The sequence below is a fragment of the Chenggangzhangella methanolivorans genome (genome assembly GCF_019797865.1).
Lineage (GTDB): Bacteria > Pseudomonadota > Alphaproteobacteria > Rhizobiales > Methylopilaceae > Methylopila > Methylopila methanolivorans.
In genome coordinates this window covers 565,397-585,105 of the sequence record NZ_CP081869.1, presented here as the reverse complement: position 1 = coordinate 585,105, position 19,709 = coordinate 565,397, and the positions used below count along the sequence as shown (strand labels likewise).

General features: G+C 65.5%; 17 protein-coding genes and 2 pseudogenes. 12 read left to right on the top strand and 7 right to left on the bottom strand.

Translation table 11 applies throughout. The features are described 5' to 3' along the window. The first annotated feature begins 56 nt into the window (after window positions 1-56). Both K6K41_RS03060 and K6K41_RS03055 read left to right on the top strand, forming a co-directional pair. Entirely contained in the window at window positions 57-407 is a 351-nt protein-coding gene (locus K6K41_RS03060) for an HNH endonuclease (protein ID WP_261403855.1), read from the top strand. Window positions 408-501: 94 nt separating this feature from the next. Then, window positions 502-1,763, top strand: a pseudogene (locus tag K6K41_RS03055) (DUF763 domain-containing protein). An 82-nt stretch (window positions 1,764-1,845) separates the two neighbouring features. Here K6K41_RS03055 and K6K41_RS03050 read toward each other — a convergent pair. After that, a complete protein-coding gene (locus K6K41_RS03050) occupies window positions 1,846-2,733 on the bottom strand; it encodes a LysR family transcriptional regulator (protein ID WP_261403854.1) in 888 nt (295 codons plus the stop codon). Window positions 2,734-2,875: 142 nt separating this feature from the next. Here K6K41_RS03050 and K6K41_RS03045 point away from each other — a divergent pair, with 142 nt between their 5' ends. Together K6K41_RS03045 and K6K41_RS03040 are read left to right on the top strand one after the other, a co-directional pair. Further along, on the top strand, window positions 2,876-3,973 hold the full coding sequence (locus tag K6K41_RS03045) for an NADH:flavin oxidoreductase (RefSeq protein ID WP_261403853.1): 1,098 nt from the start codon (window positions 2,876-2,878) through the stop codon (window positions 3,971-3,973). A 32-nt stretch (window positions 3,974-4,005) separates the two neighbouring features. Beyond that, the gene (locus K6K41_RS03040) at window positions 4,006-4,389 is read left to right on the top strand and encodes a RidA family protein (protein ID WP_261403852.1); all 384 of its coding nucleotides are present in this window, start codon (window positions 4,006-4,008) and stop codon (window positions 4,387-4,389) included. A 65-nt stretch (window positions 4,390-4,454) separates the two neighbouring features. Here K6K41_RS03040 and K6K41_RS03035 read toward each other — a convergent pair whose 3' ends face one another. Next, window positions 4,455-5,222 carry an SDR family NAD(P)-dependent oxidoreductase gene (locus K6K41_RS03035; protein ID WP_261403851.1) on the bottom strand — a complete coding sequence of 256 codons (768 nt, stop codon included), beginning with the start codon at window positions 5,220-5,222 and terminating at the stop codon, window positions 4,455-4,457. 161 nt (window positions 5,223-5,383) lie between these two features. Beyond that, the gene (locus K6K41_RS03030) at window positions 5,384-5,935 is read right to left on the bottom strand and encodes an NADPH-dependent F420 reductase (RefSeq protein WP_261403850.1); all 552 of its coding nucleotides are present in this window, start codon (window positions 5,933-5,935) and stop codon (window positions 5,384-5,386) included. Between the two features lie 92 nt (window positions 5,936-6,027). Here K6K41_RS03030 and K6K41_RS30135 point away from each other — a divergent pair, with 92 nt between their 5' ends. From K6K41_RS30135 to K6K41_RS30130, 4 genes are all read left to right on the top strand, one after another. Next, window positions 6,028-6,288 carry a helix-turn-helix domain-containing protein gene (locus tag K6K41_RS30135; protein WP_428978563.1) on the top strand — a complete coding sequence of 87 codons (261 nt, stop codon included), beginning with the start codon at window positions 6,028-6,030 and terminating at the stop codon, window positions 6,286-6,288. Then, complete coding sequence (locus K6K41_RS03025; RefSeq protein ID WP_261403849.1) at window positions 6,230-6,940, top strand: substrate binding domain-containing protein; 711 nt, start codon at window positions 6,230-6,232, stop codon at window positions 6,938-6,940. Before K6K41_RS30135 ends, K6K41_RS03025 begins: the two co-directional genes overlap by 59 nt. Before the next feature lie 152 nt (window positions 6,941-7,092). After that, complete coding sequence (locus K6K41_RS03020) at window positions 7,093-7,896, top strand: NADPH-dependent F420 reductase (protein WP_261403848.1); 804 nt, start codon at window positions 7,093-7,095, stop codon at window positions 7,894-7,896. 78 nt (window positions 7,897-7,974) lie between these two features. Next, window positions 7,975-8,970, top strand: a complete 996-nt coding sequence (locus tag K6K41_RS30130) for a LysR family transcriptional regulator (protein WP_428978562.1) — start codon at window positions 7,975-7,977, stop codon at window positions 8,968-8,970. Between the two features lie 334 nt (window positions 8,971-9,304). Here K6K41_RS30130 and K6K41_RS03005 read toward each other — a convergent pair whose 3' ends face one another. Together K6K41_RS03005 and K6K41_RS03000 are read right to left on the bottom strand one after the other, a co-directional pair. Continuing rightward, on the bottom strand, window positions 9,305-9,709 hold the full coding sequence (locus tag K6K41_RS03005; protein ID WP_261403847.1) for an SDR family oxidoreductase: 405 nt from the start codon (window positions 9,707-9,709) through the stop codon (window positions 9,305-9,307). A gap of 262 nt (window positions 9,710-9,971) precedes the next feature. Then, window positions 9,972-11,392 (bottom strand): annotated as a pseudogene (locus tag K6K41_RS03000) (amidase). A 102-nt stretch (window positions 11,393-11,494) separates the two neighbouring features. Between K6K41_RS03000 and K6K41_RS02995 the strand changes: the two are divergent. After that, window positions 11,495-12,058, top strand: coding sequence for a TetR/AcrR family transcriptional regulator (locus K6K41_RS02995; protein ID WP_261403846.1), 564 nt, complete (start codon window positions 11,495-11,497; stop codon window positions 12,056-12,058). Window positions 12,059-12,346: 288 nt separating this feature from the next. After that, window positions 12,347-13,423: a PD-(D/E)XK nuclease family protein gene (locus K6K41_RS02990; protein WP_261403845.1), complete on the top strand. Its 1,077-nt coding sequence runs from the start codon at window positions 12,347-12,349 to the stop codon at window positions 13,421-13,423. Between the two features lie 543 nt (window positions 13,424-13,966). Here K6K41_RS02990 and K6K41_RS02985 read toward each other — a convergent pair. Continuing rightward, the gene (locus tag K6K41_RS02985) at window positions 13,967-17,149 is read right to left on the bottom strand and encodes an AAA family ATPase (protein ID WP_261403844.1); all 3,183 of its coding nucleotides are present in this window, start codon (window positions 17,147-17,149) and stop codon (window positions 13,967-13,969) included. Continuing rightward, on the bottom strand, window positions 17,146-18,285 hold the full coding sequence (locus K6K41_RS02980; protein WP_261403843.1) for an exonuclease SbcCD subunit D: 1,140 nt from the start codon (window positions 18,283-18,285) through the stop codon (window positions 17,146-17,148). The genes K6K41_RS02985 and K6K41_RS02980 overlap by 4 nt, the downstream gene beginning before the upstream one ends. Before the next feature lie 79 nt (window positions 18,286-18,364). Here K6K41_RS02980 and K6K41_RS02975 point away from each other — a divergent pair, with 79 nt between their 5' ends. Continuing rightward, window positions 18,365-19,174 (top strand): WYL domain-containing protein, encoded by an 810-nt coding sequence (locus K6K41_RS02975; RefSeq protein ID WP_261403842.1) that lies wholly within the window; start codon window positions 18,365-18,367, stop codon window positions 19,172-19,174. A gap of 58 nt (window positions 19,175-19,232) precedes the next feature. Next, entirely contained in the window at window positions 19,233-19,700 is a 468-nt protein-coding gene (locus K6K41_RS02970; protein WP_261403841.1) for a hypothetical protein, read from the top strand. Window positions 19,701-19,709: the final 9 nt, after the last annotated feature.

Below are 19,709 nucleotides of genomic sequence, written 5' to 3'. Positions count from 1 at the left end.
GACTCAGGGGAACGAGCCGTGGGACGAATTGTCCGCCAACCCAGTTACGCAGATCGATGAGCCGAGCGAAGCGGATCCAGGCGGCGCTCGAGGCGGAGGCGCACCGCGTCGTCGAGGAGCTGCCGCGATGCGCGCTGTGCGGGCGACGGATTCCTTCCTCCGCCAGGCAGTCGGAGCATCACCTCGTCCCAAAATCCCGCGGCGGCACGTTCGGGCCGACCGTCCTGCTTCACCAGATCTGCCACAACGTCATCCATGCGCTGTTCTCAGAGAAGGAGCTTGCTCGGCGTCTGTCAGACATCGAGGCGTTGAGGGCTGAACCTGAAGTCGCGACCTTCATCGCGTGGGTTCGGACCAAGCCGGACGACTTCCACGCGCCGACGCGCAGGGCGAAGGACAAGCGATAGGCGGCGTCGCTCACAGTGGACGCCCGGCCGGACGTGATGCGGCCAGGACGGTCGCGATCTAGAGTGCTGTTTGAGACCGTGGAGATCCGTTCTGATGGCGCGACGGGCCGGCAGCGCCGATCTTCCCTTGCATGGCGGGCACGTCCCGGCTTGGCTTGGCCAGCGTATGACCAAGCTCGGCGCGGTCATCACGGAAGCCATCGTGCACCACTACGGTCGCGACGAGTTTCTGCAACGTCTCGCTCAGCCTTCTGGTTCCAGAGCTTTGGCTCCGTGATGGGAATGGACTGGCATTCGTCCGGGGTGACGACCAGCGTCGTGGGCGCACTGAAGCGGAGTCTGACGCCGCTTGCGGGCGAGCTCGGGATTCATGTCTGCGGCGGCCGCGGAAAGCAGTCGCGCCTGACGCCAAGCGAGCTGCTCGCGGTCGGGGCGCGGGTCGGGATCGATGCTCCGGCGCTCGCAGCCAACAGCCGGCTGATCGTCAAGGTCGACAGCGCTGCCGTTCAAGACGGCTTCGATCTCTACCTGCACAGCTTCGTTGTGACAGACGATGGTCGCTGGACGGTGATCCAGCGGGGCATGAACGGCGATCTCCGGCAGGCGCGCCGGTATCATTGGCTGTCTGAGGGCCTTACGAGCTTTCTCGACGATTCGCACGCGGCGATCGACGGCGAGACCGGCGGCTCGATCCTGAACCTTGCGGACCGCCGCGCCACGGCTTCGCGGGACGCGCAGCTCGATCTCCTTCGCACCACATCGCCCGACAAAATCGCGACCGAGGCCTTGGCGCTCGAACCTCGCGCGGAAAAAGAGGCCATACCCACCGACCAGATGACGCTGCCGCACCTGTCTATGCCGGCGCATCACGAGGTCCGTGCGAGCGACGTGATTGCACGGCGTCTCCAGGGGGCGATCGCCGCCGCGGCGGAACGAGGCCCCGAGGACTTTGCGGATGTGCTCGCCACGCCCGGTGTCGGGGCGCGAACGGTGCGGGCGCTCGCTTTGGTGGCAGAGGTCGTCCATGGCGCGCCATGTCGGTTCAGCGACCCCGCTCGGTTCTCCTTCGCTCACGGCGGCAAGGACCGCCATCCGTTCCCGGTGCCTACGCGCGTCTACGACGAGACCATCGGAGTTTTGAAGTCTACAGTCTCGAAAGCGAAGCTCGGCAATGACGAGCGGCTGGAGGCGCTCACGCGGCTCGATCGGGAAGCACGACGCCTCGAGTCCGTCGTCAGCGGGCCCGCTATCGACGACGTGCTTCGGGAGGAACGCGGCCGGTCGCATGAGTATGGTGGTCGCAGTACGTTCGGCTGGGAGCCCGCGCCCGAGGAGCAGATCGTCGGCGCAGCTTGAGGCCGTAGGGCTCAGATGCGCCAACAACAAACTTCGAAGATCGTCCTGTAAGCCGACATTCTGTACGCCATATTCGTTGAGGTCATCCCGGCGACTTCGATAGCCGGACCTTCATCTCCTCGATGAGGCGCCGGACGCGAGCGGGCACGTGGCGGCGCGTTGGAAGTACGGCCCATATCGCGAGCGGTTCGGTCTCCGCGTCGTCGAGCGGCACAGCCACGAGACTTCCGTTAGCCAAGTCTTCGGCCACGTCCCAGAAGGTCAGCAGCGCAAAGCCCGCTCCCGCGCGGCAGGCGGCCCGGACCGCGTCGACGCTGCTCGCCGACAACCGCCCTGCGACCCGTTTCGCGACCCGCTCTCCGGCTCGGCTGAACACCCATGCGTCTATCGCGTGAAGGGTGAGGCACACATGGTCGTCGAGCTCGGCGAGCGTACGCGGCGCGCCGTGGGCCCGGACATGCCCGGGCGCAGCGCACAGTATCCGCGGATTGTCCGCGACCTTGATGGCGATCAGCCCGGATTCCTGCAGGGTCGCAACGCGTATCGCGACGTCGATGCCGGCAGCGACGATGTCCACGATGCCGTCGCTCAGGGTCAGGTCGACCTTGAGGAGCGGATTCTCCGCCATCAGCCACACGGCGAGCGGAACCACGATCGATCGGCCGATGAGGTTCGGGGCCGTGATCTTGAGGACGCCGCTCAAGCCCGCCTCCCGCCGTTCAGCGAAGGCCGAGGCCGCGGCCTCGCGCGCCTCCAGCATCGACTGCGCAAGCGGCAGGAACGTCTCGCCGTCGCCGGTCAGCGCGACCGAGCGGGTGGTGCGGTGGAACAGCCGGACGCCGAGTTCCTTTTCGAGCGCGGCAAGCCGCCGGCTGACCGCCATTGGCGACAGCCCTGCCTGACGGCCAGCGCCCGACAGGCTGCCGGTCGATGCGATCGAGCAGAACAACGCGACGTCGCCAAGATCCATATCTTATCACTGAACGATAAACTGATTCTCGTCGACCCGCGCTTCCGGGCGCCGCAACCCTTGGCTATCTCTGCCGCACGAACTTAAGCGTATCGAGCTTCTCTGAAAGGCGCGCCGAACCGAACGACAGGACGAGCGGACAATGTCCAACGACACTCTCTTCACGAAATTCGATATAAAGGAGATGACCCTCCGCAACCGGTTCGCGGTCGCCCCCATGACGCGCGTCAGCGCCACGGCGGACGGGTTCGCGACCGAGCGGATAGCCCGCTATTACGAGCGCTTCGCGCAGGGCGGGTTCGGCCTCGTCATCACGGAGGGGCTCTACACGGATCAGGCTCATGCGCAGGGCTACCTGCATCAGCCGGGCCTCGCCGACGAGGATCAGGCGCTCTCCTGGGCGCCCGTGGTCGAGGCTGTCCGACGCCACGGGGCGCGGCTCGTCGCGCAGCTCATGCATGCCGGCGCTCTGAGCCAGGGCAACCGCTTCCGCCCGACCACCATCGGACCGTCTGCGATCCAGCCTATGGGCGAGCAGATGGCGTTCTATCGCGGCCAGGGTCGCTACCCTGCGCCGTCCGAGATCACGGAAGAGCAGATCGCCGACGCGGTCGAAGGCTTCGCCGCCTCGGCGGCCCGGGCCGTTACAACGGCGGGCTTCGACGGGATCGAGATCCACGGCGCGAACGGCTATCTGCTCGACCAGTTCCTCACCGATCACACCAACCGGCGGACTGACCGCTGGGGCGGCGACACGCGGCGGCGGATGGAGCTGACGCTTGCGGTCTTCAGGGTCGTCCGGGAGCGCGTCGGCGGCGCGGTCCCGGTCGGGGTCCGGATCTCGCAGGGTAAGGTCAACGACTTCGCGCACAAATGGGCGGGCGGCGAGGCTGACGCCGAGGCGATCTTCGGCGCGCTTGGCGATGCGGGCGCCGACTACATCCACGTCACCGAGCACGAAGCCTGGCGCCCCGCGTTCGAGGGCGGCGACACGAGCCTTGCTGCCCTCGCAAGACGCTACGCGCCGAACGCCGCGATCATCGCGAACGGCGGCCTGAGCGATCTCGCACAGGCGGCGAAGGTCATCGGCGAGGCCGCGGACCTTGTCTCGCTCGGCAAGGGCGCGCTCGCCAACCCCGACCTTCCGAACCGGGCGCGCGAAGGGCGCGCCTTCGGCGCTTTCGACCCTGCGATCCTTGGACCCGTTGCTGACGTCAAGGATCGGGAACTCGCAGCCTAAGGCGGCTCAATCCTCAACCCATGGAGACGATCATGCTGGAACGCGTCATCACCGAAACCGATAACTACGCGCCCTACCTGCTGTCGCAGGGCATCCGCTTCGGCGACCTGCTTTTTATCTCGGGCCAGGCCGGCGCCGGAGACAACGGAAAGATCGTCGAGGGCGGCTTCCGTGCGCAGGGCGAGCAGGCCTTCGCGAACCTTCGACGCGCGCTCGAGGCCGGCGGATCGAGCCTCAAGGACGTGATCAAGGTGACGATCTTCGTCACCGACATGGGACAGTTCGCCGAGGTCGTCGAACTCAGGCGAAAGTTCTTTTCCGAGCCCTATCCGGCAGACACGATCGCCGAGGTCCGGGCGCTCTACGATCCGGCCGCGATGATCGAGATCGAAGCCATCGCGGCCGTCCGCGTGTAAACAATGCCGCCAAGCATCCGGCGGCGCAGCCTCCGAGAAGCTGGCCATTGGCTGCCTGAGCAGTCTTAAAGCCTGTAGCCGCCGCTGGCCTCGACCACCTGACCGGTGACCCAGCGGCCGTTGTCGGAGACGAGGAAGGCCACGACGGAGGCGATGTCGGACGTCTCGCCGAAGCGACGGAGCGCCGTGTCGCCCTCGATGGCCTTCACGATATCAGCGTTCTCGCGGACAGACGCGTTCATGTCGGTTCGCGTCCAACCCGGAGCCACGACGTTCACGGTGATGCCGCGCGGCCCGAGCTCCATCGCCAGCGCGTGGCTCAGTGTGTTGATGGCGGCTTTCGCCATCGAGTAGATCGGGACCATCGGCTGCGGCCGTGTGGCGAGCGCCGATGAGATGTTGATGATCCGTCCGGGGTCGCGGAGGCGGCTCAGCGCCGACTGCGCCATGAAGAAGGGCGCGCGGGCGTGGACAGCGATCATCGCGTCCCAGGCCTCGGGCGTGGCGTCGCTGAGGCCGCCCCACCCGGAGTTGCCTGCGTTGTTGACCAGGATGTCGAGCGCGGCGTTTCCGTTACGCTCGATGAGCTCGCGGTCGAGCCGGTCGAACAGCGCCGGGATTGAGCTCGCATCGGAGAGGTCCGCCTTGAGAGCGAAAGCGGCTCCGCCTGCTGCCTCGATGGCGGCGACTGCTTCATACGCGCCGTCCTTGCTGGCGTTGTAGGTCAACGCGACGGTCGCGCCGTCGCTGGCGAGACGCTCGGCGATCGCGCGGCCGATGCCACGCGAACCGCCGGTGACAAGAGCAGTCTTCCCGTTCAGTAACTTGGACATTCTGCTATTCCTTCTTCAGGCGACGCGTTCGCGCATGACCGGGCCAGGACTGGCCTCGATCACCGTCAGGGCGAGACGAATGAGGTCGGGATCGCCGCCATATTCGTGGTCGGCGACGTGGTGGAGGAAGACGCCAAGCTGCTCGATCTGCCGGGCGCCCTTCAGCGGGCCGGCGGCGAGCGGCCTGAAGCCGGCGTCCTCGACGAGCTTGCGCGTGATCTGCCCGGCGCCGCGTCATCGGTCGCGTAAGGCACGCCCGGCCGCGACGGTGCGGTCTCCCAGGCGGCCGCCTCGAGCACGGGAGCCGCCAGCGTGCTGAAGGCCTTCACGACGCGCGCCTTCGGCAGACGCTTCTGCAGATCCTCGGCCGTCGAGCTGTCGCGCATGAAATCGACGTCGTGGAAGTGCTTGAACTCGGGCGTGACGCCGAGCGGGTTCATCGTTTCGATGACAACCTTGCCGTCGAGCGCGTCGCCGACAGCGTCGACGATCGCCGAAACTCGCGGCCAGTAAACCGAGAACAGGACGACCTCGCCGAACTCGGCCGCCTCGCGGATCGAGCCGAGGCGAGCCTTGTCGCCAAGCTCCGCCAGAATCGGTTCGAGCTTCCGATCCTCGCCGTCTTTGGCGAGCACAAGATCATGTCCTGCGGCCGCCCAAGCCCTTGCGAGGCGAGCGCCGATGTTCCCCGTGTTGAGAATGCCGATTTTCATATGTGTCTCCGGGCCAGTTCGATTGGCGTGGCGGAGAGCTATGATGTCGCGATCAGTGGATAAACCGGCTGGCCAGCACCACCTTGTCGCCCATGGAAGCGACAATCGATCCCGCTCAGCTCAGGGCCTTTGTGGCCGTCGTCCGGTCCGGTTCCTTCACACGAGCGGCCGGGGCGCTCAGCACCCGCAAGTCCCATCTCAGCCGCCTGGTGATCAGGCTCGAAGCGCGGCTCGATGCGCAGCTTTTGCATCGGACCACGCGATCCGTCACCGTCACCGAGCTCGGCCCAGGAGGTGTTCGAGCGCGCGGTCTCCATCCTCGCCGCCCTGGAGGACACCGATCGCTTTGCTGAGAGCGCCAAGGGCGAGCCGCAAGGCGTGCTGCGCCTGACCTGCGGCGAGGAATTCGGACTTTGCGTCGTGAACCGCTGGATTGCCGGTTTTCTGGACGCTCACCCCCGGGTGCGGGTCGAGGCCGACTACACCAACCGCATCGTCGACATCGTCAGCGAGGGCTACGATCTCGCAATCCGGGTCGGCGCCCTGGGCGACGGCGATCTCACCGCAGCCAAGCTCGGCGAGGCCGATTACGCCCTGTTCGCAAGCCCTGGTTATCTTAAAGGTCGCGACGTGCTGAAATCACCGCGAGATCTCGGCGCCCACGACACTGTGGTGTTCGCGCCTCCCGGACGAAGCGCCGAGCTCGAACTGAGCCGCGGGGCCGACAGCGAGATCGTTCGCCTTGTTCCGCGCCTCCTGGTCAACAACAATCTTGCCGCCCGTGACGCGGTTGCGGCCGGCATCGGCATCGGGATGCTGCCGCGCTTCCAGGCCGCGCGGCTCCTGACCGAAGGCCGCATCCAGGAGGTGCTTCCCGGCTGGTCGAAGCCACCGGCCCCAGTCCACGCCGTTTTCTCGTCGACCCGCTATCCGACGCCGAAGGTCCGGGCATTCGTCGACCATGCGAAGAAGACCTTCGTGTCGACGCTCTCAGCACTGGCCTGACTACCGGGTGGATACTGTTGCTTATAACGGCAACGGTCTGTTGCATCTGACATCACTGTCATCCTTTGAAGGCAGTCCATAGCTCTGGGTCCGGACGCGCCCGCTAGAGAAGTCGGCGGCGCGCCGTGAACAGCTTATGGAAGGATCATCACGTGACAGGCACAATCGGAATCATCGGCTCCGGCCTCGTAGGAAAAGCCGTCGCGCGGCTTGCCGTCAGGGCGGGATACAAGGTCGTGGTGAGCAACTCGCGCGGCGCCGGAACGCTGTCGGGCCTCGTCGCGGAGCTCGGCCCGCTTGCCCGCGCGGGCTCTGTAGAAGAGGCGATCGCGGCCGGGGACGTCGTTACGGTCTCGGTTCCACTCGCCGCCTTCGAGGCGCTGCCATCCGACGGGTTCGCCGGGAAGGTCGTGCTCGACCAGACAAACTACTATCCGGGCATGGGCGAATTCCGCCGCGCCGATCTCGACAGCGGGGAACTGACCTCAAGCGAGCTCATGCAGCGCCGCCTTCGCGGGGCCCGGCTCGTGAAGGGGCTGCACAACCTCAGCTGGATCCACATGGAGAGCAACGCCCGGCCCAAGGGCGACGCCGACCGGACAACCCTGCCGATCGCGGGCGACGACGCGGCGGCCAAGCAGGCCGTGACCAAGTTCGTCGAGGCAATCGGCTATGACGTCGTCGACGCCGGCTCGCTCGCCGAAAGCTGGCGCATTGAGCCAAACACGGCGATCTACTTTTGGCGCTACGCTCCGAAGGTCCCAGAAGGCGTGACGGGCGACGAGGCCAAGCGGATCTATCAGCAGCGGGGCGAACCTGTGTCCCACGATCAGGCTCGGACGCTGATCCGAGAGGCCGTGCGCCCGTCGCCGATCGGCGGGACGCTCGAAGGCATGCCGCAGGTCCACATCGATCTGTTCCTCGAGCAGGCGAGCCCCGACACCGTTAGGCAGTGACCTGCTCGCGCCGGACGCTGTGCGCGGGCGTCCGGCGCGCGATTGCACTATCGCGTGGCAGATGAAAGAATGTTGTCCATGACGACAACAATCAGCTTCTCTGAAATGCAGGCCTTCGTCGCGGTGGTGACGGAGGAGTCGTTCACCGCTGCCGCCGAACGTCTGGAGACCGACAAGGCGCGGGTCAGCCGGATCGTCCAGCGCATCGAGGAGAAGCTCGGCGCGAGGCTTCTGAACAGGTCGACCCGGCGGCTCAGCGTGACCGAAGTCGGCCGGGACTACTTCGAGCGCGTCTCCTCGATCCTTGCGGCCGCGGAAGCCGCCGAGGCAGCAGTGGCGCAGCAGTCCCGGGAGCCGAAGGGCCGCCTGAAGATCACCGCGACGCCGGAGTTCGGAACGACACGGGTCGACGACTGGATCGCCACCTATCTGCGCACATGGCCGAAGGTCACCGTCGAGACGGTCTACTCGATCCGCGCCGTCGACATCATCCACGAGGGGATCGACGTGGCCATCCGGATCGGAGCGCTGCAGGATTCCGAGCTCTCGGCGCGCAAGCTCGGCGACATCACCTACGGCCTCTATGCCTCGCCCGGCTACCTGAAGGACGCTGCGGCTCTGCGCACGGTCGACGACCTGAAGCGCCATGACCTGATCATGAAGACGGCAAGCGGCCGCGCCGTCTGGACGCTGGCCAATGGCGACGTCACGGAGAAGGTCTCGCAGACGCCGCGATGCGCTCGACAACATGATCGCGCTGAAAAACCTTGCCGTGTCGGGACTGGGGGTGGCTCAGCTTCCTCGCTTTATGGCCGCGCCACATGTCGCCGACGGGACCCTGGCTCACGTCCTGCCAGGATGGGCGAACGCGCCGATGCCGGTCCACGCCGTATTCGCCTCAACGCGATACATGGACCCGAAAGTGCGAGGCTTCGTCGATCTGTGCCGAGAGGCTTTCGAGGGCTGCTCTGGAAACGAAGGCTGACCTGTTCAGGGACGGCCTTTATAGCGCGGCTCACATCAGCACTAGGGCTTCCTCAAGCAGATTTGGAATTCCCGCAACCGCGGCGATAGCGAAATCGCCAGTGCTCCACTGACATCAGGCATCGCGATGTGGTTGTCTCGATACCATAGACGCAGGCGCGACTGCGCAAACGCCGAGCACTAGAAGCAACAAGGCGGTCGCCTAGGCTGCATCAGTTGCGCTCAACGAAGCGCTCACTTCGCCCACTGGGCTGATTGCGCACATCTTCGTTGAACAACCGAAGGGGCCTGGACAGATACTCACAAGCGCCGTTCCATCAGGCCGCTCGCGGATGGCGACTTCAGTCCAGCGCTTCGACGGCGTCCCGGATCGACGTGTTTCCACCCGTCACTTCCAAGATGCGTCGTCTGATCCGTGGGGCATCTAGCAGCCCGACGACCGTCGCGGCGACATCATCCCGCGCGATCGTTTCGTGGATTTTCGCGACGCCGAGATCGACCGGCCAGCGCCCGGCTCGTCCGTCAGCGCGGAGGGCCGCAGGATCACCCAATCGAGGCCGGTCTCGACCAGCTGCGTTTCCGCTTTCTTCTTCTCGACCATGTAGTGCTCGAACGAGGCGTCCATGCGCCGTTCGCGCCAAGCTTCGGGAAACACCGAAACGAGGAGAAAGCGGCGAACGCCGGCGCGTTCTGCTGCCGCGGCGAGCTTCTCCGGCCCGTCGCCGTCTACCCGTGTGGTGGCCTCGTCGCTTTCCTTGCCGCCAGCGCCGGCGCTGAATACGACGGCGTCGGCGCCGCGCATAGCCTCGGCCAGAACGTCGATCGACATGGCGACCAGATCGCCCGGCGGTCGCTATGCCGCGCGCAGCGAGCGCGCGCGCCTGCTCGGGCCGGCGCACGAGGCCGACGGCTTCGTGACCCGCTTCGGTCAGCTTTTCCGCGATACGGCGACCTACGCCGCCGCCGCGATCCCAATGATGAAGACCTTCATGTCCGCCTTCCTTTCTGTGCGGCGCAACAGCGTCGCCTTGAGACGGCTTGACTGCGACGATAGGGTTGAAGAAACGGCGTCGTGGCGAGCATCTCGGCGGTCACCGCGACGACCCCAACAGATTGGGCCGTGGGCCTCGAACGGGGCTGACCTCTTCGAGCAGTGACGCGAGATGAAGGATGGTAGGCTCCGCGTGCCAACCGCCGATGATCTGGACGTTGATCGGCATGCCGTCCGTGCTCGTGCCGAACCGCATCGACAGGCCCGGCAGGCCGGTGACGTTGAGCGGCACGGTCGCGGCCTGAAGATAGGTCGCGTCCACCGTTTGGCCGTCGATGACGAACTGCTCGACGCCATGCCGGTGCGCAGGGATCGGAAGCACCTGCGTGATTAGCGCGTCGTAGTCCCTGAAATAGGCCGCGTAGCCGTCGCGCAGCCGCTCCGCCGCCTGCTCCGCCTCGATGTAGTCGTCCATCGACGTATCGGGCAGCGACAGCATAGTCTTGGCCATCTTGTAGAGTTCGTCCTCGCGGCGTCCGGCCGTCGCCGCCCTGAAGGCCGGCTTCATCTCCATGACGTGGAGGCGGTTGAACACGTCGAGCGCAAAGTCCCGCTCCAGCGCCGGGAGGCCGACCGGCTCCACGAGAACGCCGAGGCCTTTGAGCGCATCCGCTGCGGCCTCGACCGTGGCCGCCACCTCCGGGTCGACCGGCCCGAGGCCGGGCCCGACCATCCACCCCACGCGGAGCGGTCGATCGGGCGAGCGACCGGGCCCGGCGCTGAAGGCCGCGCTGCTCACAAACGCGTCGAGGCCGTCGGGGCCGGCCAGTTGCGAGACGGCGAGCGCGAGGTCGCGGACGCTGCGGGCCATCGGGCCGACATGCCAGAAGCGGCGCGGCGCGCGAGGCCAGATTCCCGTCATGGGCACGAGCCCGTGCGTGGCCTTCAGCGAGACGATGCCCGTCTGGGCGGCTGGCCCACGCACCGAAATCGCGAGGTCCGTGCCGAGGCCTAGCGGAGACATGCCGGCGGCGATCGCCGCGGACTCGCCGCCGCTCGACCCGCCCGGCGTGCGTTCGAGATCCCAAGGGTTGTTGGTGCGGCCGGAAAGCAGGTTGTCGCTCTCGATCCAGTAGGAGAATTCAGGAAGGTTGGTCTTCGCCAGCAGGACGCCGCCGGCGTTCTTCAAGCGCGCGACGCTGGTCGCGTCCGTCTCCGGCGTGCGGCCCTCGAAGATCGGCGAGCCCCGCTGGGTCGGCACGCCGGCTGTGTCGATTGAGTCCTTCACAGTGAAGGGCACACCGTGGAGCGGGCCGAGCGTTTGGCCGGCGAGGACCGAGGCCTCGGCGACCTTCGCGGCTTCGAGCGCCCCGTCCGCGACCGTGACGATCGCGTTTATCTTTCCGTCGACCGCTTCGATTCTGTCGAGATGGGCGCGGACGACCTCAACCGGGAGACCTCGCGGGCGCGAATGAGTTCGGCGAGCCGCGTCGCGTCGGAGAACAGGATGTCATCGATCATAATTACTTCCCTACCTAACGTTAGGTAGTCATTATTTGGGCAGTGATTTTTACTCCGTCAAGCCCTATCTAACGATCGTTAGGTTTTTAGGGGCAGGCAGCGGTGACCACGAATTCCCGTGAGGCGATCTTGGCGGCGGCGACGCTGAGCGCGCAGGCGCACGGCTATCTCGGCATGAACTTTCGCGACCTGGCGGCCGAGGTCGGGATCAAGGCTGCGAGCATCTATCACCACTTTCCGAGCAAAGCTGAGCTCGGCGCGGCAGTAGGACGGCGCTATTGGGAAGACGCCGCAGTTGTCCTTGAAGCGATTTCGGACGAAGCCCCTGACCCGGTCGAGGCTCTACGCCGCTACCCCGCGACGTTCCGCCTGGCGCTCCAGAGCGGCAACCGGATCTGCTTGTTTAGCTTTATGGCGGCCGAGTTCGACGACCTGCCCGACGTCGTGAAAACGGAGGTGCTCGCATTCGCCGACGTCAACGTGGCCTGGTTGACGCGACACGTGTCCGCCGCGGGGCTTGCCCCTGCCGGGGACAGCGAAGCGAGGGCTCGGGCGATCTATGCCGCCATCGCGGGCGCCCAGCTCGTCGCGCGCAGCCGTTCGGACGTCTCGGTCTACGATGCCCTGATCGACGGCTATCGCGCCGCCGGTCTGCTTCCCGGCTAGTTTCGAGGCGCGAGCGAGAACAGAACAAGACGATCTGGATTCGTTCTGCAGGGTCGAACCAAGAACGGTTTCGCCCAAACAAATCCTTCGCGATCGTAAACGAGCTCGACCGCCTCGCGCCAGAAGCTGACCTTCAGTGTTTTCCGAAAACGGACGCGCTTCGGGTCAACCCCGCTAGAGTGCGGCGGCTATAGAAAACGACTCTGGCTAAGACGACGGTTTGGCGCAGTAGGCTCGTAGAAGCTTCACTGTGCAATCGCTAATGCAAAGCTGCCCGGGAGGAGCAACGTGAGAGTCGATGAGTGGATCCCCACCCTAACCCACGCCACCGAGCGCGACGTGGATCTCTTGCTGGTGGAAGAGCTCGCCTCATCCCTCGATTTCACTACCTGGGTCGCGGGACATGTCGGAATGGTGGGTTCGATCGCGGCGTGGGACGTAAAACACAGCCGGCGTCGCACGCGGTCGCGTCGCGAGATCGATATCTTCATTGAGATCCAAAATCGGGACGGGACGAGTTCGGCCATCCTGATCGAGAACAAGCTCGACGCCACAGAACAACCTGATCAAGCGGAGAGTTACCGCCAGGAGCTCGCCGCGTTGGCGTCGGACTATAGCCGTGCGGCTATGGTTCTAGTTTGTCCAGCGGCCTACGCAGCACAGCACCTAGACTTTAGCGGGAAGTTCGATCTAGTGCTGAGCTACGAGGAGATCGCGGCATTCTTTCGAGAGCTCCGTGCGGAGACTGGCAGCGAGCTGGCACTTAGATATGACTTCCGGGCAGCCATTCTTGACCAGGCAATCTACAAGTACCGACGCGGCTACACCCCAATTCCCGATCCTGTCGTCGGCGATTTCAATGCTCGATACGTGTTGCTGCTAGCGGATCTCGCGCCCGAGATCGAGCCCGGCCCCAGCATGCGAAAGCCAGCCAATCCCCGCGAAAGCACGTCAATGATCTACGATCAGGCGGTGTCACTGTCCGCTATTCCGGACGGGATTCGTCCGCGACGCTTCGCACACGAGCTTGGTCGTGGATCGGAACAGCGCGCGAACTACGTGGCGGTGACATTTGCGGGATGGGGAGCTGCCTTGCCGGCCATTGGCGCTCGTCTGGAGGCCGACACGTCGGAGATTGGCGCTTTCTTCGAGGCTAAACGTCCGACGAAAGTGCGCCCACGTCCGGGGCTAGTCATGGCGCTGCCTTGCGAGCCCGTCGACAACCAGTGCAGCTTCGACGCGCAACGCGACGCTCTGGCGCGTGGCATTGCTACTGCTACGACGCTTCGTCGCTGGCTGCTAGAGAACCAAGACAAGCTGACGGCCTGGAGGAAGCTCGTTGGCGATCAACTCGGTGCCATATAGCGGGTATGAACGCCGTCGTCCTCCGTCACCGGAACTAACAGGCGGGCGAACGTATGAAGTTTGCTCATTTCCCAGCCGGTGACGCTCAGCCGTGATGCGCCATTAGCGCCCCTTAGCTAGCAAGCCGAAAGCGGACCTGCTTTCGAAATCCAGATGCTGGGCAGCGCCCCGTAGTTCGTCATATCGAGCCCAATGAAATACATCTGCCCCGAAGCGGGGCGATCTGCCTCCGCAGCGACTGTGCGTCAGTTCTCTACCCGGCCGACCTGCATCGGGCCCTTCCGAACCCGCCTCTGGCCGCCCGAAGACGGACCGACCGACTCCTGGACGAGATGTTATTCCTTCTGTCCTGCCAACGGCGGTGCATCTCCCGCGTGGCCATCAAACAGATCAGGGGTCTGTTGGTCGCGCCGACGGCTGAGACCTTCGCCGAGGCTGAAGCACGGGTGTTTCACACCCCCAAGTCCTCGACCGCCCTCGAAGTGCGCGAGCCCTGCGTTCGGCATCCGGTAGATCAGGATCCTGGCTCCGCACGTCGGGCATTTACGGGTCCGCGGCGGACGAGATTGAGAACGATCGTCGCGAACCCATGAAGCGCGAACCCGGTGGAGCTTTCCGCGACGCGAGAGCCGAAGGTGCGACCGGCGCTGGGCCATCACGCTCTCCTCCTCGTTCAATCGTACTCCCCGCGCCGCTCTTCGTGACGTAAAAGCCGTGAGGGATCGCCTCCTGGACGAGCGGGACATGAGAGATCAGACCGACGGCTCGATTGACGCTCGTCAGATTGCTCAGGACCCGCAGCACAACATCGAGCGTGCCGGCCCCGTTCTCGGCGTCGAGACTGCCAAACCCCTCGTCGATGAAGACCGTGTCGAGCCGCACTTTTCCGCTGGCGCTTTCGACGACGTCGGCCAGCCCGAGCGCGAGGGCGAGAGCAGCGATGAAGGTCTCGCCGCCGGACAGGGTCGAAGCCGATCGGGACTTCCCGGTATAGGCGTCGAACACTTGGATCCCGAGGCCCTTGCGCCCGCGTCCGCCGCCTTCGGCCTCTCGTTCGAGCTTGTACCGGCCGTCCGTCATCGGACCGGCCCGCAGGTTCGCTGCGTCGAGGACCGCGTCGAACATCGCGCCGATCGCATAGGTCTCAAGATCGAGCCTTTGAGAGTTGCCGGCGTCGAACTGCGACGCGAGGAGCCGAAGCGGTCCTGTCGCCGCTTCCGCTTCGTCAAGTTGACGCAAGACGTCCGAGAGGTCGCTCAGCAGCCTTTCCAGGTGGCCAAGCCTCGCCTGCGCTTCGGCACGCTCCTCCGTGGCGACGCGAAGCCCCTGCGCAGTGACGGCATGAACCTGTTCGATTTCGGCCAGGATCGGCCGCTCGCGGCCTTCGACGGCGGCCTGGCGCTGGCGCAAGTGCTCCTGCGCGCCGGCGAGCTTCGCACGGTGCCCGTCGACCATTTCGCGGTCCACATCGATCTGAGCGATCAACGGCTTGAGACTCTCGAACGCCTCGACCGTCAAACCGACCTCTTCCAGCCTGGCGTCGAACGCGCCCTGAGCCGCCGCCTGACGCTCTCTGGCGCGAACAAGCGCGGCGTCTGCGGCCTCGAGGTCCTTCTCGCTCGACAACGACGCTTCGCGTGACATTCGCTCCGCCGTCTCGGCCTGGGCGCGCGCCTCGGTGCGCGCATGGAGCGAGCCGCCGGTCGCCACGAGCGCCGCGGCGATCGCCTCGGCGTTCTGCAAATGCCCGGGGACGCCGGTGAGCATCTGTTCGAGACGCGCCAACGAGGTCGCGGCGAGAGTAGAAGCGAGCGCCGCAGCGTCGCGAAGACGGTCGCGTTCGGCTTCGGCCGCCGAGATCTTCGTCTCGAACGCATCGAGCGCCCCCGCAAGCACACCGAGCTCGGCCGGCGCGCCAAGATCATCGAGTTCACCCTGGCGCCGGGCGACGAGGTCGCGCAGTTCGCCAATCCCGCGATCTGGACGATCAAGTTCGTCGAGCGCGCGGCGACGCTCGGTCAACACGCCGAGCGCACCGCCATGAGCGTTCACCGCCTCGCGCGCAGCCTGATCCTTCTCGCCCCAGCGGGACTTCGCGCCGCGAAAGGCGGCGTCGAGGCCAGCTTGCTCGGCCTGGCCTGTGGCAGGAGACGGGTGATCGGTCCCGCCGCAGACCGGACAGGGCTCCCCCGTCGCCAATTTGCTGGCCAGATGAAGCGCCTGCATTTCAGACAGGCGCGCCTCCGCCGCGTCGAAGGCCTCTTTGGCGGCCTCCACCTCGGCGAGGGCGGCGTCCCGCGCATGTTCCAGCCGCGTCACCGTTTGACCCGCCATTTGATGGTCGGCTTCCGCCTTGACGTAGCTATCGGCCGCCTTCAAAGCCCCGCGCGCCGAGGCCAGCTCGCCGTCGAGCCCGCGGCGCCGCTCTTCGGTTTCCTGAGCGAGCCGCAGCGTCTCTTTCGCGCGGACACGCTGCTCCAGCAATGCCGTGCGGGCGACCTCGGCGGCCACGCGCACCGCGGCGATCTCGGTTTCCGAGGTCTTGGCGTCGTCCGCCGCACGCTTGGCGCTCGAAGCGTCGGCGATCGACTTTTCATGGCGCCGCAAGTCGTCGAGGTCGCGCCGCAACCCCTGGACCTCCGGGTCACGGGCGCGCTCGCGATCAAAAGCCTGAGCCGCAGCGTCTCTCATCGATGCGGCGTGCTCGGATCTCTGCCGGGCAGCATCGCGCGCAGCCTCCGCGGAGCCCTTATCTTTAGCGGCGGCGGCCTTGGCCTCTTCGCGATCAAGAGCGCCACGCGCCGCTTCGACCCGAACGATCCGGGCCGCCAGCGCGTCCATCTCAGTCTTGTCTTGCAGCAAGACCTTCAGCGTCGCGTGGGCGGCGGCGACCTCTGCAAAGCGGCCGTCGAGATCTTTCGCCGCGTCCAAAGTCGCGGCCGACGCCCTTTCTTCTTTCTGACGAGCGGCCTCGATCTCGGCGCGCTTCGCATGGATCTCGCCGGCGTCTGTAACGCCTAATCTGAGCGCGTCGGTGCTCTCGAAGCCTTCGATCTTGAGACGAGCCGCACACGCTTCGCGTTGCGCGCGAACGTCCCGCTCCGCTTCGTCGGCGTCAGTCTTGAACCGCGCCGTCAGCCGCCGAAACAGCGAAACATCGAAGAGATCGCGCAGGATCTCCATCCGGTCCTTCGTGTTCGCCGCGAGAAAGGTTTCGAACTTGCCCTGCGGCAACAGGACGATCTGCCGAAACTGACGCGGGCCATAACCGAGGAGTTCGGTGACCGCCGCGAAGACCACTCCGGTCTTCTTCTCCGCGATGACCGTACCGCGGGCGCCCGCGTCGATCTCAGCGAAGGTTAGACCGGTGACGTCGAAAAGGTGGGCTTCGTGGGCCTCCCAGGTCTCGCCGTCGCCGCGCCGCTTTGGGCGTGGCTGGTCTGGGCTGCGGATGATCATGTAGCGGCGCTCGAGATCGAAGATGAACTCGACGACCGTTGCGTCTGTCAGCGACGCGTGATCCGAACGCAGCGACGCCGTCGCCTGCTCCTCCTTCGTCGCCGATCCGAACAAGGCGAAGGTGATCGCGCTGAAAATCGTCGACTTGCCGGCGCCGGTCTGCCCGTAGATGCCGAACAGGCCAGCGGCGACCGCGTCCCCGAAATCGACGACTTCGCGGCCCGCGTAGGGGCCAAACGCCTGCATGACGAGTCGAACTGGCCTCATGCCGCGTCCTCCTTCTGGCCAAGGTCCTGAAGGCGCGCGATGACGATTTCGCGCTCCCGATCGCTCATCGGCTCGTCACGGACGAGTTGGAGAAAACCGCCTACGACGTCGATCGGCTCGGCTGCAGCGACTGGTCGCGTGAAGGTCCCCGCGCGCTTCAGCTGCCGCTCGTCGCGCTCGTAAACGAGCGCGCAGGCATTCGGGAAAACCTCGCGCAAACGCTTCATCGCGTCGATCACCGGCGCTTCGTCCGTCAGCACCGCCTTCACGATGTCAGTCGAGGAATCGGCAAGCAGAAGCTCCGCGTGCCGCCCCTTGAGCACGCGGACGCCACGAACCGGCGTGAACGGAATAAGGGTGGTGTCGGCCCTGTCGGCGCGGAGGTCGACCAGCACCATCGACTTCTGCGCCCCAGCCTCGTCAAAGCCGAACGCCAAGGGGGACCCAGAGTAGCGGATGTGCGGCAGGCCGACCGACTGCGGACGATGAAGATGACCAAGCGCGACGTACGCGGCCCCGTCGAAGATCTCATGCGAGACCGTCTCGATCCCGCCGACCTTCGCAAGCGGCCGTTCGGTCTCGCCGCTGGTTCCGCCGGCGACGAACGCATGCGCCGTGATCACCCAGCGCGCGCCCTCCGGTACATTGCGCCGCGCGGCCGCGACCTGGGCCGACAGAACATGCTCGGGCGTCTCGAGTGCCGTGTTGCCGAAGCACGCCCGCGCCGCATGCTCATAGCTGAACGGAAGAGCGGAGAATGCGACGAGGCCGTGTTCGTCTTTGACGAGAAGCGGCCGCTCGTCAGCCTCGACCGGTCCTCTGATCAGCGCCCTGGAGATATCCGGCATCACCGCCATCGACCCGATGCGATCTCCGGAATCGTGATTGCCGGCGATCATCACCACGGCGGCCGCCGTCTCGCGCGTCACACGCTGGAGAAAGCGATTGAACTGTCGGACGGCTGTTTCGGACGGCGCTGCGCGATCGAAGACGTCGCCGGCAATGACAAGCACATCGACGGACTGGGTTCCGACGACGTCGATGATCTGATCCAGAACGGCGGCGTGGTCCTCGTCGAGCGCGAGCCCAACGAACTGGCGACCGAGGTGAAGGTCAGCGGTATGGAGAATCCGCATGCCGTCTCTTCCATATATTTTTTATTCGTGTATTTTTTAGATGCACCTCCGAACGAGAGTCAAGCCAGTCCGATCCACTATGACGTTCGACGATCTCAAACATGCACAGCGCGAGCGCCTGACCTTTCTGGACCGATGTCTGCTATGGCGCGGCGTCGCTAATCGCCGGGATTTGATCGATCGGTTCAAAATCTCGGAGCCGCAGGCGGCGATCGACTTTAAAGCCTATCTCGCGCTCAACCGCGCTTCGCCGCCGACCTACGACGCCGCGCGCAAGACCTATGTCGCTGCGCGCCCGCATCAGCCGATCACGCCGTGCAGCGTCGATGAGGCGTTCGATATCCTTCGTGACGACCTGGTCGCTGACGTCCCGTCGGCGCTGCCACGACCCGCCCGCACGGCCGATCCGACGGTCCTGTCACGTCTGCATCAGGCGATCCGCGGCCGGTGCGCCATACATATCGCCTACACGTCGATGACATCTGGTCCGGACGCGGGAAGATGGATCGCGCCGACCCGTTTCATGTCGGACGGCCAGGCGATCTACCTCCGGGCTTACAGTTTCCGGCATGAAGAGCACCGGACCTATCTGCCGATACGGATCTCGCCCAAGAGCGACTTCCTGACCAAACCCTTGGCCGAACCGCTCCCGCCCGATGACGACTGGAACACCAAGGCCACGATCTGGCTGCGGCCGAAACGGAGTCTTTCGCAAGCTCAGCAGGAGGTCGTCCGTCTCGAATACGGCTTCACCGACGACCGCTTGTGCATCGTTACGCGGAGGCCGCTTGAGTTCCTGTTCGACCGCCGATGGGGGCTCGACCAGGACACGACCCGTCTGGAACGAGACGACATAGACTACGAGCCTTTAGACCCAGAGGGGGCATGAGGATGCAATGCCTTGATCTGTAGAAGTAATGCGAATTTAGCAATTCTCTGCCGCGTGAATGGAGAAGATGCCCATGCCTCTCAATATTCGTCGCTCTGTGATCGTTCGGGGACGTCTGGCATGGCAGGTCGAGAGACTGGCCATGGCGCGCGGCCGTGCGCTCGGCACCAACATCCTCACCATCGAGAGCGCTGTGGCGCGGCTTGCCGGCGGTTTCAGCCGGCCGGTCGATCCCATCGAGCTTCGCCAGGCGGTCGCCGAAGCGATCGAGACCACCGCGCTCGGCGAGCTTGAGCCGATCAAGATGCTGCCCGGCGTCCCTTCCGCAGCGGCTGCGTCCCTGATGAAGCTCTGGCGGGCGGGCGTCGAACTCGACGGCGCCGAGGCGCCGCGTCTCCTGGACATGGCAGCGATCGAAGCGGCCGTCATGGAGCGACTGCCGGCGTCCGCTCTGCGCCCCCAGGATCTCGTCGCGCGCAGGCGCTCGGCCGCGTCGCGCACGCCAAGTCGTGCTTCGGTCCTGTGACCATCAAAG

Coding starts and splice junctions, on each gene's coding strand:
- K6K41_RS03035 (WP_261403851.1), bottom strand. CDS start 5,222: ATGTCCAAGTTACTGAACGGGAAGACTGCTCTTGTCACCGGCGGTTCG.
- K6K41_RS03005 (WP_261403847.1), bottom strand. CDS start 9,709: ATGTCGATCGACGTTCTGGCCGAGGCTATGCGCGGCGCCGACGCCGTC.
- K6K41_RS30130 (WP_428978562.1), top strand. CDS start 7,975: ATGACGACAACAATCAGCTTCTCTGAAATGCAGGCCTTCGTCGCGGTG.
- K6K41_RS03030 (WP_261403850.1), bottom strand. CDS start 5,935: ATGAAAATCGGCATTCTCAACACGGGGAACATCGGCGCTCGCCTCGCA.
- K6K41_RS03060 (WP_261403855.1), top strand. CDS start 57: ATGAGCCGAGCGAAGCGGATCCAGGCGGCGCTCGAGGCGGAGGCGCAC.
- K6K41_RS03045 (WP_261403853.1), top strand. CDS start 2,876: ATGTCCAACGACACTCTCTTCACGAAATTCGATATAAAGGAGATGACC.
- K6K41_RS30135 (WP_428978563.1), top strand. CDS start 6,028: ATGGAAGCGACAATCGATCCCGCTCAGCTCAGGGCCTTTGTGGCCGTC.
- K6K41_RS03050 (WP_261403854.1), bottom strand. CDS start 2,733: ATGGATCTTGGCGACGTCGCGTTGTTCTGCTCGATCGCATCGACCGGC.
- K6K41_RS03040 (WP_261403852.1), top strand. CDS start 4,006: ATGCTGGAACGCGTCATCACCGAAACCGATAACTACGCGCCCTACCTG.
- K6K41_RS02980 (WP_261403843.1), bottom strand. CDS start 18,285: ATGCGGATTCTCCATACCGCTGACCTTCACCTCGGTCGCCAGTTCGTT.
- K6K41_RS02970 (WP_261403841.1), top strand. CDS start 19,233: ATGGAGAAGATGCCCATGCCTCTCAATATTCGTCGCTCTGTGATCGTT.
- K6K41_RS02985 (WP_261403844.1), bottom strand. CDS start 17,149: ATGAGGCCAGTTCGACTCGTCATGCAGGCGTTTGGCCCCTACGCGGGC.
- K6K41_RS02975 (WP_261403842.1), top strand. CDS start 18,365: ATGACGTTCGACGATCTCAAACATGCACAGCGCGAGCGCCTGACCTTT.